The following is a 13,725-nucleotide window of genomic DNA, read 5'->3' as shown; positions in this document are numbered from 1 at the left end:
AATTGAACACTTTCAATATTTATGAAAGTATTTTAAACTAATTTTAGGGTTTTATTCGCTTTCGCGAAAGCAGACTTTGAAAATTTAGAATAAAAAAGTCATTTCAAATCACTTAGTATAGCCACAATTTCCTCATTGTCAGGATTAAATTTTAAGGAGTTTTCAAATACTTTAATAGCTTCTTGATTCCTATTTAGTTTTAACAGGCATTTCCCATAATAATCCAGCGTGTAGTGTGTATAATATCCTGAAGGATGTCGTGCAATTGACAACTCAAAAAATTGAATAGCTTCTTCGTAATTTCCTTGATCCATTAGAGTTTTTCCATATACTCTAAGTGCGCCTTCAGAAATATCATATATTGATTGCTCATTCTTTGTTTCTTTAACAAAGGCAATCATCTCATTTACCGATTTTTCTTTTGCTAGTTCTTTAAGGTTTTTCTTATTTAACAATAATTTTCTCAGTATCACCCAATATCGCCATGATGGTGTTGAAGAGCGTTGTGATAATCCTGCATAGGTCAATAAATCCATATTTGTTTTATGCGCTATAACTACATTACGCTTAGGAATTACCGTGATGAATTGCCCTGCATAGCCACTCGCTGTATATGATCCTTCAAAATCTGGATTATCATAGAACCGCTCAACAAGCCACCACATATTTCCATAAGAAAATTGAACAGGGCTTGAAATATCTATTTGATCTCTCTGGTTTACTGTTTCAACTGGTGTAATCGTAGAAGTTATTTTTTCAACCCATTCTTTTGAGATGAGCTGTTTGCCTTCCCATTGACCTTTCTGAAGCATCAATTGCCCTATTTTTGCCATATCTCGAGTAGATATATGAATGTGATAGGCAGAATATCTAGATTTATCTTCATTAATGGTTCTCTTTTGATTTTCAATATTCCAATCTTCAAATCCCAATGGAATAGCTAACTGTTCTTCAATTTCTTCATATATAGATTTTCCTGATTTTTGTTCTAGAATATAGCCCGCTACATTAAAATCCCAGTTATTATACACAAAGTATTCTCCAGGTTGTACAGTACCTCTTTCTTTAATATTTTTTTCATCATAACCACCATTTGCAGGAATGTGAAACACCCCAGACCTAGAACTAATAATATTCTCTATTGTGGCTTGTTTTTCTATAGTCAATAAGCCGTCGTCTTCATCGATTCCAATATCTCCTATTGTTTGTTCCAAATCTATAGTTCCATTAGCTACATACTTGCCATAAAGCATCGCCAGCACACTTTTTCTACAGGATGCAATGTAACTTACTTGAGATACATCTCCATATTCATAGATTACTTTTCCATTTTCCAAAACAAGCATACTAGATGTTTCTGACTCATCTTCTAAATAGGATGTAATTTCATCTAATTTTTCTTGGGTAAAACTTGAATTTTTAAAAGTGATTTGTTTTTGAAAAGCTTTCCCTACATAAGCGGGATTACTATAAAACCAGTTTTGGATAGACATTGAAAATACGCCCCATACACATAGCGCTAAGGCAATACTAATTATAGTGATTTTTTTAAGTTTCATTTTGATTGATTTTTGATTGATGCGTCAAACAACGTGTTTTTAAAGACATCAAACTTCCCAAAACACGTTTTGAGAGTAAAAAAATAGACTTATGCAGATTGCCGTCTATATTCTTTTGGAGAAAGACCTGTATTCTTTTTAAATATTCTATAAAAAGTAGCTTCCGAATTAAACCCACATTCTAAGGCAACTCCTAAAATAGACATATGAGACATCTTTTCGCTATGAAGCATTTTCTTTACTTCTTCTACACGATATTCGTTAATAAGATCTCTAAACTTTTTATGAAAATGAGCATTAATCACTTGAGAAATTTCTTGTTGTGGCAATGATAGCTTTCGCGAAAGCTCTTGAATATTTAAGGTAGGATTTAGAAATACTTTATCTTTTTTTAATGCGTCATTAATTGCTTTGACTATTTGGGTATCGCGTTCAGATAGTTCTGCAACTGCTATAGTTGTTTTCTCTTCTTTTACAGATGTCATAGCGATTTCTTGCTGAGGCTCTAATTCGTAATTAGGTTGCTTATATCCTGCTACTCCCATATAATAAATACTAAACGCCCCGAAAAGAGAAAATATGGTCCAATGAAGCCCTGTAACTTTATTTAGATTAAAAAGTAAATCGGCACTGTAATTGAAAACTAAAAAACCTCCTACTACAAGACACAAAAGTAACAACTGTTTGATCCATTTAAATTCTGGAAATGAACTATCGGATATTGTATTGGAAAGCCATTCTCTGTATTCCTTAAATTTTCTGAATGAAAGCAAAATATAGATCACAGAAGATAACGCAGCACCATGACTTTCTATATCTTTCACAGGATTAAAATAAAGACTATTTGCTAATTGATCTTTCATTACTAAATCTGAAGTTCCTACTAATGAAAAATAGATAAACATTAGATATCCTTGTAATACTATAAAAGGGATAAAATGTATGATATGCTTTCGCGAAAAGCGAAACTCGGCATCTATCAAAGAAACCAAGTATAAATACAGTAATGGGGCTATTGCCAAATCGGCGCCATTAGGAAAATACCTAAAAAAGGGAGTGTCCCAAAGGTGTAATGTATGCAATAGCGGTTTCGTACTTACCCAAGAGAATGCTAGAATCCCCAATGCCAAAAAAGGATTGTTTCGTTTATTATTCTTTGAACGAAATAACAACACACTCATCACCACACCTTGTGTGATCCCTATTAACATAAGAAGGTCAAAAAGTGAAAATTGAGGTTGTGCTGTAATTTGTAATAAGATGATGGCTTGTATATTTTGATTGATGATTTAATAGACAACAAACGATTCTTAATGTTACAAAAAATCATATTTATTATACGTCTACTACTCCACAGTGGTTACCCACATTTTCAAACTCTAAGGTAACATGCTCTACATGGAATTCTTTTAAATCTTTTCGTATTTTCTTTTTAAGCGGATCTAGCGCCGTAAAAGTCTCTTTATCTTGTACTACAATGTGGGCTGTCATAATGGTATATTCTCCATCCATAGACCAGATATGAATATCATGCACAGCAACTATTTCTGGATAGGAAAGTAATCTTTGTTCCACTTCTTTCACATTGGTGTTTTCTGGCACACCTTGCATCACAATCTGAATCGTTTCTTTTAGGTTTTTATACACATTTATTAAAATAAATAGTGCGATTCCTAACGACAAAATAGGATCGATAATAGGAATATCGAAAAAGTGCATAATAATAGATCCTGTAAGTACTGCGATCCACCCTAAGACATCTTCCAATAAATGAAGAGACACTAAGCGTTCATTAACACTTGTTCCTTTTTTAGGCGTAGCACAGCAGCGCCATTAAAAATAACACCTAGTATTGCTAGTAACATCACCCCTTCTGTTTCTGGTTGTTGCGGCGCTATTAATCTAGGGATTGCTTCAATAAAAATAAAGATACTTCCCACTACTAAAACAATCGAGTTTATAATCGCTCCAAGCAGAGAGAAACGACCATACCCATAACTAAACGAAGGACTTCTTTTTTTCTTAGAATAGTTTTGAAAGTACCATGCGAGTCCTAATGACAAACTATCTCCTAAGTCATGTACCGCATCTGATAGAATGGCAACACTATTTGTTAGAACACCACCAATGATCTCAATAATCGTAAAGAGCAGATTAATAAAAAAAGCAACTTTAATATTACCAGTATCGTGACTGTGACCATGCGTATGATTGTGATGATGCGCCATATTCTAAAATACAAAAAAAGCAGTTAAGAATCCTTAACTGCTTTTGATAATCAGGGAATGAAAGGACTTTACGTTTGCGTCCTTAATCTTTAATATTAAATAGATGAGCGATTTCTTCATAGCTCATATTCTGATACTCTTGAGCACTCATTGTACGCCCACCTTCTGCTTCTTGACCTCCTGGAATAAGTACATAACGGTACTCATCATTTAAAAAGGGTTCTCCTATGACACCGCCATCGGTTGAGTTTACACGAACTGCAATGATATCATCATTAGTTGTTAATAATCTCCAGTTGTAGTTTTCATCTAGACTTCCAAAAAAAGTAATAGGAATTGGGTAGATTAATGTTGATCTACGAGCGTATACTAATATCACTCCTGAATCCTGAAGCACTTCATTTAATTGAGGCACATCTAATTCAAATTGATCAAAATCATCAGTAATAGGACTTGCAAAGCCAGAAGGAATCCATTCTGAATAAATCACATTTGCTGTTCCTGTCTCCCCTTGTTCTCCTTGCTCACCATCTTGACCATCTTCTCCGGCTGGGCCTGGAATGCCCTGTTCTCCTTGTGGGCCTTGAGGTCCAATTTCCCCATCTTCTGGAGAACAGCTTATTACTAAACTGATTAGTAGTATTGCGGCTAATAGTTGTTTGCTAATTTGCATTGCATTTTTCATCATAAAAATTTTATAGTTAATAATGCAGCAAACTTATATTGGGCGCCTTCCAAACGTGTCCGTAATCATACAATCTGAAAGATTTAGGACTCAAATGGGGCTTTTGCCCTGTATACAGATGGGGTTACGCCTGTATGTTTTTTAAAAGCAGCATAGAACGTACTTTTTGAATTAAACCCAGATTCCAATCCTATAGAAAGAATTGCATAGCTTGTATAGTTAGGATGCGTCAATAATCTTTTAGCTTCTTTCACTCGATATTCATTGATAAAATCAGAAAAATTAACCCCACTTATTTTATTGACGAGTTGGGATAAGTATGTCAAACTTATATCTAGTCGAGTTGCTATGCTACCTAAACTAACCTCTGGATTTTTGTATATTTTTTCATTCTCTAGCAGAAAACACAATTTCTTATAGTATCCATTATCATTTGTAATTGTAGTTGCTTCTTTTTTTACAAGTTGTTTGAGTTTTGTAGCTGTAAGTTTTGCTATAAGCTGAAAGATAAATATATGTTGCTTTTTGAAAAAATCTTTCTCAGAATGCTCAGAATCTAAGACTCCCAAAATAGTTCCTTCATCATGAATAGGAACCGCGAGTTCTGATTGTCGTTTCATATCATCTAACACATATCTGACATCTTGACTCACATCAGAAATACATTCCCATTTACAGGATTTTGCAACAGCACCTACAATACCTTCTCCAAAAGGAACTTCTATTGGACTCACTACTTTACGAGTTCCTTTATCTTTATTTCCATAGGCTGCTTTTTGCACTAATACATTACGTTGTGTATCCAACATGTAAATAACACAATCTTCTAAATCTAACTTTCCTATGGCATTTCTCACAATATCCCAAAGCACATCATCTGTAGTACGTTTATCAAAAAGTGAGGTTGCAAAATAACTTAACACACGTGTAATATCGTATGTATCGCCATCAATAATATTTTGTAATTCTTTGGTTTCAAAAATCTTATTGAGTCCTTCTATCTGGAAATCAGTAACGATCGTTTCAAAAGCTACTTGTCTTTTTTCTTCTTCTTCTTTTTTCCCTTTTAAATGACGATCTCCTATGTATAAAAAAACAAAGTAAAACCCTAGAAACAAAAACCATAACGGATAATACGCCATCATTCCTCTTTCAAATTTTGTAACTTTAAGATATAATATTACCAATATCCAAACACTGCACAACACTACCAATAGCGTATACATGATTCGCAACCAATTTGTCTTTTCTATGACCGTTTTATAAGAAGCTCCTAATAAATTACGCTCGTAACTTTTAATCATTCTATAATTCCATATTCCATTAATGAAAGCAAAAAGAACCGCTAGATTTTCATCCCATTCGGCTCCAATGGTAAGTGATATTGTTTTTGAAAAAAAAGCATATCCTGTAAATGCATTTATCTTTAGAATTGTGTATAGTATAAAAAACAAGATAAAAGGAGCAAGCAAAAACTTTTTATACTTCTTAAATTCCCACATTCTATCTAGATAAGAACATATAAATAATGAGAAAAAGACAGGTGCTATAAATTGCCAGGGAATAAAGAATATATATACTACTGGAAAAACGGAAACTACCTTAGCATCTACGAGTATCACTTGAATAATTGTCATACCCGATGCAATAAGAAGCCAATTAAGGTATTTTCCAGTAGCCACTATCTCATGGCCTCTTATCAATCGCCATACAGCACAAATGACAAGCAGTGATGATAAAATAAGTATTGCGCTATTTCCAATATTCCAATCCAATACTATAGGTGTTTAGATATATAATGTACGAATAAACAATAGGATTGGATGAAAGTCTTTTTAAGCAACAAGTATACAAATAGAAAAGAGCCCTCAAAAAGAAGACTCTTTTATTAAAATCATATACAGTTTTGCAGTTGGGCTAATAGCATTTCTATCTCACTATATAAAACAAGAGTAATAGCGCTTTAAATGTAAAATACCACCACATTATAGTAATTACATTTTTAATCAGGAGTTACGAAATATGGTCCTATGATAAAATTATCATTAACCTGTAAAGAATCATCACTACTATTATTAGAATTTTCAGTACCTCCATTAATTGAATGAAGATTTGATAATTTAAAACTTTTCAAACTATCTATTTTTCCAATTATGTTATTCATATTATTATAAGATATTATTATTTCACTTCTAGCTTAGTCGTTGCTGCGGTAGCATTTCCACCACCTCCATCTAGCTCTATCGTATACATTCCTTTAGGTAAGTAATACTTTCCATTACTAGCTTTTCTAATATTGAGTTCTGTATTTGCTTTTTCTAATGTCTTTTTTCCTTTTTCGGTGATAGACATATCATAATCAAGCACATTAACCCCTGCTTGAGGCACTAATGGCATACGTTGTAATTCTTTTCCGTTGGCATCTTTGATGACCATGGAGAATTTACCTGCATAGCTCGAAAAATAAGCGATATCTACAGAAGGTTCGAAGGCATCTCCCCACTTACTAAAACTATTCCCCCAACGTGGTGAGTTACGTAAGGAAGCTACTTCAAAGAGTTGCACTTTTTGAGAAGCATCCATTTGTTGAATAGTGGTGATATCTGCTCTATAAATGCTTCTTCCGTGTGTTCCTAATAAGAGGTGATTTTCTCTTTTCTGAATTTTTATATCGTGTACCGCTACGGCTGGCAATCCTTTCGCGAAAGCGTGATAACTAGATCCACCATCTACACTTACATAGGCACCATTATCTGTTCCTACATAAATAATATTTTCTTTTTTAGGGTCTTCTACAATTACATTTACTGGTGACATTGGGATATTTCCAGAGATGTTTCTCCAAGTTTGACCATAATTATCTGAGACGTATACGTATGTTTTAAAATCATCCCAACGATATCCGTTCAACGTTGCATACACACGTTCTTTCTTATGTTCTGAAGCCACTACACGTGACACCCAAAGATCTTTTGGAAAACTTGCACTAACATCTGTCCAACTTCCTCCAGAATTTTTAGTCACATATACTTTTCCATCATCACTTCCTGTATAAATCAATCCAAATTGGAATGGAGATTCACTTACAGTAGCAAGTGTTCCATAGGCTACGTTTCCTTCTTTTCCACCATTGGTTAAATCGTCACTAATAGCCGTCCAATCATTTCCTTGATTCATAGAACGCATTAATTTATTACCTCCTAAATACAGAATATCTTGATTATGCGGACTCAATAAAATAGGAGTTTGCCAATTAAAACGATATGGTTTTTCACCTAATTCATGCTTGATATTAAAACGTTTAAAATCTTCGGTTTCGCGATTGATTCTAAAGTAATTTCCAAACTGAAATCCTGTATACACTACATTAGCATCACGATTATCTACCTGCACTTGCATACCGTCACCTCCCATGATACTTTCCCAAGGATATTGCCCACTTTGATGCCAGCTTTTATTTTGCTGAGCGGTATTTTCACCTACCCAAACGCCATTATCCTGAAGCCCTCCATATACATTATAAGGTTCTTCATTATCTACTTGAATGTAATAAAACTGTCCTACCGAAGGATCATTTGCCTTGATCCAGTTTTCACCATCATCATAGGTAATATTTACGCCTCCGTCATTTCCATTGATGAGATGTTTTTCGTTTTTAGGATTGATCCATAACGCGTGGTGATCTGCATGTACATTTTCTGCCCCAATACTTTTAAAGGTTTTCCCTCCATCTTTTGAAGCAACAATAGGTACTCCGTAAATGTAAATATCTTTATCATCTTGAGGGTTTACGTGAATTTCCCCAAAGTAATACCCATAACTATAGTAGATATCATCCAGATAGCCGTCATGTGTCTTCTTCCATGTTTTTCCTGCATCGTCAGATCTGTATACTTCGGCACCTACAACAGGGGTATCAAATAATTGTGTATTTGCAGTTTCTAAATACTTGGCAAGATCTTCTGGTTGTACAGATCCATTACGCACCATTGCTTTTACATTTTCTGCACGGTACTTTTCTTGAAAATTATTACGTTTTAGAAACCCATTGAGTTTTTTATTATCCAATGCCAAAAGCGCATCTTTACTCATGGTTTTGAAGTCGTCTTTTGTTAAGGCACCATTGCTTTTATTGCCTTTATCACCTCCTTCACGTCTAAACTGACTATCGTGTACAGCATATACGGTATTTGCATCATACACTGCAATTCCGATACGACCTACGCCATTTCCAGAAGGAAATCCATTGAGTTTTTGCCACGTAGTTCCGCCATCCGTACTTTTATACACACCAGACCCAGCACCGCTTCCTTCAAAATGCCATGCTTTACGGTCTTTATCCCAAGCCGATGCATACATTAAATTAAAATTTGCTGGGTCATGATCTATATCTATAATCCCACTTTCACTATTTACAAATAGTGTCTTATTCCATGTCTTCCCTCCATCGGTGGTTTTATAAACACCACGTTCATCATTTGAAGAGTATAGGTGTCCCGTAACTCCTACAACCACCTCATCAGGATTTGATGGATTAATCAAAATACGGCCTATATGATGTGAATCTGCAAGGCCTACATGTTGCCAAGTCGCTCCTTTATCTGTTGATTTTAAGATTCCGATTCCTGCATAACTAGAACGAGAAGAATTATTCTCTCCTGTTCCCACCCAAATAGTACCACTTTTCCAGTCGACAGCAACATCTCCTACATTTTGTGTATCACTGGTATCTAAAACAGGCTCAAAGGTAGTTCCGTTATTATTGGTATACCACAATCCACCACTGGCATACCCCACATAAAATTCTGATGGTTTGTCAGGATTTACGGCCAGATCTACTACACGACCACTCATCACGGTAGGCCCTATATTTTCAAAAGGAAGATTCTTAACCAGCGAGTTTTGTTGTGCGGTACGTTTTTGAGCAATGCCTTGTTGTACTTGAGCTGCTGAAGTTGCAGGTTGTTGTGGGTACGCTTTCGCGAAAGCAAACACAGCAACACCTACAAAGAGAGAAGTGCGTAATTTCATTTTGGTTTTTGTTTTAGCGCCTTGAAAGTACGGAAATGTGAAATTATGTGAAAGTTTTTGGAAGGAGTTTAACATCATATTCCAAAACTATTCATCATCAAAATATTCTTTTCCTGAAGTATGCACCCAACCTTTACGACCATTTGGTAATGTGAAGTAATAAAAGTCTTCAAAATATGTGTCTATAGAAACATATCTATTATCAGATATTTTATTATTTAAAAAGATGCGTTCTTTATTATTTGATTTTACAACAATTCTATCAGGCGTGTATAAATATCTTGGATATCCAGGAATTAACTTATAATCTTGTACGTATTCTTTAAAATCATACACCTTGGTCCCAGTAGGTGGATGATACTTTATAAAAGAAAAAAGATCATACCCGCCGTCTTTCTTAACACCGAATAGAATATTAGGAAAGTTGTAATAAAAATCTGAACTTTTTGATTCAAAGAAGATGTTTTCATATTCATCTGTACTTGCTATTTTTGACAAATATTGATTTCTATACCCTTTTTCACTCAGACTTCTCAAATAAAAAAAACCTTCATCTTTTTGAATTTTATAATGATAACTTTTACCTAAAGAGTCTCTATTTATTATTTTATTTCCTAAAATTTTATTCCCGTAAATAGTTACAATTCCAATCTGATTATTAGCATTAATAAAAACGATATTTTGTCCATGTCTATCTCTCGATTCAACTATTTTATTTTCAATTTCTAGCATTGTATTTAACCCATAATCATACGCTCCATAATAAGTTTCTTTTTGAACAACAATTGCACCCTTTAATTGAATATCATCATATTCGGCTGGAAGAAAAATAGTGTTAGACACCAAGTCCTTAATTCCTTTTTTATTTTCATGTTCATAAACTTTTAGTCCTCCTGCATAAGGCGTTTGTTTTTTCACAAAACCACTATCTATTTTTCTTTCAACAACTTTTTGTACTCTAGGCAAATCTAATTCCCAAATTAATTCTTCTGCATCTGCATATAGCTGTCCTTTTGTGTTTTGAAATAGTAAACTTGTTGTATTTGGCCCTTCACAATCTAACACTAGGTATACACTAAAGTTTTTTGTTTTTATTTTTTTTAATCGCAAAGTACAACCACGCATAGCATCTGGAACTTCAACATCAAATTTATAGTGAGATCTCATCATATTATTAGGGATGACTTCAAGAATTATATCTGGATGACTATTTAGAGAAAATGCATCTCTCTCTTGTAACTCAAATCTATTAGAGATAGAATCTGTATTCATAAATACTTCGTCTTCATCTATATGATTATCATTTTTAAATGATTGTAAATCTGGATATGAAAGATGTGTTTTTTCAAGTAGATAATCATCATACTCATATTCAATAACTCGTGTAGAATCTATTCCTACTGTAACATCATAAAGTGAAATTTGATCAAAGGCCAAATAGTGACCTGTTACCTTTTGAGCTTTTACGCAATGGACTATGAAAATTAAAAACACAATATATAAACATTGTTTCATAAACAGGTATGTTGTTATATTACTCAAAAATACCTATTACTTAATGAGACAAAAACCTATTTTGAGGGAAATAAGCATTTCAAATAGGGAAATATGCTTTCGCGAAAGCGTATACATAAACAATACTAAACACATTTCGTACTTTTAATCCATTACAAGAGGAACCTTATTTAAATGACAGCTAATTCTACTTTTGAAACATTTTTACACTGTGTTATTAATGACACATCGCTTCGTCCTCTTATTCCAGAAATTTTAGATACGTTTTCTCAAATCCAATTATCAAAAAATGATTTTTTTGTTGCTAGTGGATCTATCTGTAAACACTTTTGTTATATAGAAACAGGCATTTTACAGCACTCGTTAGTAGTTTTAGAAGAAGAAAAAACCACCTATTTAGCATTAAAAAACTCTTGTACAGCTTCATTAAACAGTTTTAAAAACAGCGTTCCATCCAGAAAGAGTATCAAAGCTATTACTGATTGCACTTTACTAGTGATCACCATTGAAGAATTTGAATATTTGATGCAACATAATCAAGCATTTTACACCTTTTATTACAACCTTATTGAGAACCAGATTTATAAAATAGACGATCATCGTATTGATTTATTGACATTACCTCCTGAAGAGCGCTATCAAAAGCTATTGCAAAACGAACCTACATTACTTCAAAAAGTGCCATTACATTACTTAGCTTCTTTTTTAGGGATTTCTCTAAGGCATATGAGTAGAATTCGAAAAAATATAAAATAATGCCATTTGGCGTATTTATTAAAAATTGCAATCCTTATTTTTGGGTATATCTAATTTAGAAATACCACTGTTATGAAATACCACCTAATAGACAACACGCTCTTTATAAAAAATCGCAAAAACTTTATGGCGCAGATGAAGCCAAATAGTCTTGCGGTTTTTAATAGCAATGACATCTATCCTATTAGTGCAGATAGCACCATGCCTTTTGAGCAACATAGAGATATTTTTTATTTAAGTGGGGTTGATCAGGAGGAATCTATTCTAGTCCTATTTCCAGATTGTCCAAAAGAGAAATATCGGGAGATGCTATTTTTAAAAGAGACCAATGAGCATATTGCTGTTTGGGAAGGAGAGAAACTTACTAAGGAAAAAGCATTAGAAACCTCAGGTATAAAAACAGTTTTTTGGCTTCAGGATCTAGAGAAAATATTTGCAGAGTTAATGACCTATGCAGACACTGTTTATGTAAACACAAACGAACATTATCGTGCCGCTGTAGAGACAGAAACACGAGAAGATCGTTTTACAAAATGGTGGAAAGCTAAATATCCTGCACATAGTGTTGCTAAGAGCAATCCTATTTTACAACGTTTACGCTCTGTAAAAAGTCCTATTGAAATTGATTTATTACAAACTGCTTGTAATATCACAAACAAGGGATTCCGACGTGTATTAGGTTTTGTAAAACCAGGCGTTTGGGAATATGAAATCGAAGCTGAATATATCCATGAGTTTTTACGTAATCGCTCTAAAAAGTTTGCTTACACACCTATCATAGCTTCAGGAAATAATGCCAATGTATTGCATTATATAGAAAACAACCAGCAATGTAAAGATGGTGACTTAATCCTTATGGATGTAGGTGCTGAATATGCAAACTATGCTAGTGATATGACACGTACTGTTCCCGTTAATGGTCGTTTTACAGCCCGTCAAAAAGCAGTATACAATGCTGTATTACGTGTAAAAGATGAGGCTACTAAAATGCTTGTTCCTGGAGCATACTGGGAGCAATATCATATAGAAGTGGGGAAGTTAATGACTTCAGAATTACTAGGCTTAGGTTTATTAGATAAAGCCGATGTGCAAAATGAAAACCCAGATTGGCCTGCATATAAAAAATACTTTATGCATGGTACCAGTCATCATATGGGATTAGATACGCATGATTACGGACTCTTACACGAACCTATGCAAACCAACAATGTCTTTACGGTAGAACCAGGTATTTATCTTCCAGATGAAGGTTTCGGTATTCGACTAGAAGATGATGTGGTCATTCAAGAAAATGGAGCTCCTTTTAACTTAATGCGCGACATTCCAATTACTGTTGAGGAGATTGAAGATCTTATGAATTCATAATATTATCCACTAGATGATATTGTTTATATATACGCTTTCGCGAAATTGAGCTTGCGAGATTCACGACCAAAGGGAGAGTGAAACGGTAAAGCGCATATACAGATACTTTTAATTTATTAACATAAAAAAACATGTCAAGAATATCTTTTCTAGACGTAACCCCAGAAGCTGGGAGATCTTATTTTTCTAATCCGCCAAAAGGGGAAATCGTCATGTTAAATCTTTTAAAATTTAAAGAGATTGCAGAGTATTCTCAAACACCAGCGCTTGCTCCAGAAACAGCAATATCAGGTAAAGAAGCCTATGATTTATACATGAACCATACGCTACCTTTTCTAAAAGAAGCGGGTAGTGAGGTTGTATTCAGTGGTAAAAGTGCCTCTTTCTTAATAGGACCTTCTCATGAAGATTGGGATTTAGTTTTATTAGTAAAGCATAAGGACGCTGGTACATTTTTGAAATTTGCGCAAAACGAAGCATATTTATCTATTGCAGGACATCGCACAGCTGCTCTTGAAGATTCAAGATTACTTCCTATAGAAGCTACTATATTCTAATAAAAAAGTTGCGCATTTAGAAAAACATG

General features: G+C 34.0%; 10 protein-coding genes and 1 pseudogene. 3 read left to right on the top strand and 8 right to left on the bottom strand.

The window, feature by feature from the left end:
• Positions 1 to 98: 98 nt before the first annotated feature.
• The 8 genes and pseudogenes from Q1A01_RS03430 to Q1A01_RS03395 all read right to left on the bottom strand — a co-directional run bounded on the left by Q1A01_RS03430 (position 99) and on the right by Q1A01_RS03395 (position 10,940).
• Positions 99 to 1,559, bottom strand: coding sequence for a serine hydrolase (locus Q1A01_RS03430; RefSeq protein WP_299676014.1), 1,461 nt, complete (start codon positions 1,557 to 1,559; stop codon positions 99 to 101).
• Between the two features lie 89 nt (positions 1,560 to 1,648).
• On the bottom strand, positions 1,649 to 2,770 hold the full coding sequence (locus tag Q1A01_RS03425; RefSeq protein WP_299676011.1) for a helix-turn-helix domain-containing protein: 1,122 nt from the start codon (positions 2,768 to 2,770) through the stop codon (positions 1,649 to 1,651).
• Positions 2,771 to 2,894: 124 nt separating this feature from the next.
• A pseudogene (locus Q1A01_RS03420) lies at positions 2,895 to 3,787 on the bottom strand (cation diffusion facilitator family transporter).
• Between the two features lie 82 nt (positions 3,788 to 3,869).
• Positions 3,870 to 4,475, bottom strand: coding sequence for a hypothetical protein (locus Q1A01_RS03415; protein ID WP_299676008.1), 606 nt, complete (start codon positions 4,473 to 4,475; stop codon positions 3,870 to 3,872).
• An 80-nt stretch (positions 4,476 to 4,555) separates the two neighbouring features.
• On the bottom strand, positions 4,556 to 6,247 hold the full coding sequence (locus Q1A01_RS03410) for a helix-turn-helix domain-containing protein (protein ID WP_299676005.1): 1,692 nt from the start codon (positions 6,245 to 6,247) through the stop codon (positions 4,556 to 4,558).
• A gap of 227 nt (positions 6,248 to 6,474) precedes the next feature.
• Positions 6,475 to 6,636: a hypothetical protein gene (locus tag Q1A01_RS03405; protein WP_299676002.1), complete on the bottom strand. Its 162-nt coding sequence runs from the start codon at positions 6,634 to 6,636 to the stop codon at positions 6,475 to 6,477.
• Positions 6,637 to 6,653: 17 nt separating this feature from the next.
• The gene (locus Q1A01_RS03400; protein WP_299675999.1) at positions 6,654 to 9,503 is read right to left on the bottom strand and encodes a glycosyl hydrolase; all 2,850 of its coding nucleotides are present in this window, start codon (positions 9,501 to 9,503) and stop codon (positions 6,654 to 6,656) included.
• Between the two features lie 87 nt (positions 9,504 to 9,590).
• The gene (locus Q1A01_RS03395; RefSeq protein WP_299675996.1) at positions 9,591 to 10,940 is read right to left on the bottom strand and encodes a hypothetical protein; all 1,350 of its coding nucleotides are present in this window, start codon (positions 10,938 to 10,940) and stop codon (positions 9,591 to 9,593) included.
• Between the two features lie 252 nt (positions 10,941 to 11,192).
• Here Q1A01_RS03395 and Q1A01_RS03390 point away from each other — a divergent pair, with 252 nt between their 5' ends.
• From Q1A01_RS03390 to Q1A01_RS03380, 3 genes are all read left to right on the top strand, one after another.
• Positions 11,193 to 11,774, top strand: a complete 582-nt coding sequence (locus Q1A01_RS03390; protein ID WP_299675993.1) for a Crp/Fnr family transcriptional regulator — start codon at positions 11,193 to 11,195, stop codon at positions 11,772 to 11,774.
• 72 nt (positions 11,775 to 11,846) lie between these two features.
• On the top strand, positions 11,847 to 13,139 hold the full coding sequence (locus tag Q1A01_RS03385; protein ID WP_299675990.1) for an aminopeptidase P family protein: 1,293 nt from the start codon (positions 11,847 to 11,849) through the stop codon (positions 13,137 to 13,139).
• A 131-nt stretch (positions 13,140 to 13,270) separates the two neighbouring features.
• Positions 13,271 to 13,696 carry a DUF1330 domain-containing protein gene (locus tag Q1A01_RS03380; protein WP_299675987.1) on the top strand — a complete coding sequence of 142 codons (426 nt, stop codon included), beginning with the start codon at positions 13,271 to 13,273 and terminating at the stop codon, positions 13,694 to 13,696.
• Positions 13,697 to 13,725: the final 29 nt, after the last annotated feature.

This window comes from uncultured Dokdonia sp., from assembly GCF_947492815.1.
Classification (GTDB): Bacteria; Bacteroidota; Bacteroidia; order Flavobacteriales; family Flavobacteriaceae; genus Dokdonia.
The sequence above is the reverse complement of the archived record's forward strand: the minus strand, read 5'-3'. Positions and strand labels throughout refer to the sequence as shown.

Coding starts and splice junctions, on each gene's coding strand:
- Q1A01_RS03430 (WP_299676014.1), bottom strand. CDS start 1,559: ATGAAACTTAAAAAAATCACTATAATTAGTATTGCCTTAGCGCTATGT.
- Q1A01_RS03425 (WP_299676011.1), bottom strand. CDS start 2,770: ATGTTAATAGGGATCACACAAGGTGTGGTGATGAGTGTGTTGTTATTT.
- Q1A01_RS03415 (WP_299676008.1), bottom strand. CDS start 4,475: ATGATGAAAAATGCAATGCAAATTAGCAAACAACTATTAGCCGCAATA.
- Q1A01_RS03405 (WP_299676002.1), bottom strand. CDS start 6,636: ATGAATAACATAATTGGAAAAATAGATAGTTTGAAAAGTTTTAAATTA.
- Q1A01_RS03400 (WP_299675999.1), bottom strand. CDS start 9,503: ATGAAATTACGCACTTCTCTCTTTGTAGGTGTTGCTGTGTTTGCTTTC.
- Q1A01_RS03390 (WP_299675993.1), top strand. CDS start 11,193: ATGACAGCTAATTCTACTTTTGAAACATTTTTACACTGTGTTATTAAT.
- Q1A01_RS03385 (WP_299675990.1), top strand. CDS start 11,847: ATGAAATACCACCTAATAGACAACACGCTCTTTATAAAAAATCGCAAA.
- Q1A01_RS03380 (WP_299675987.1), top strand. CDS start 13,271: ATGTCAAGAATATCTTTTCTAGACGTAACCCCAGAAGCTGGGAGATCT.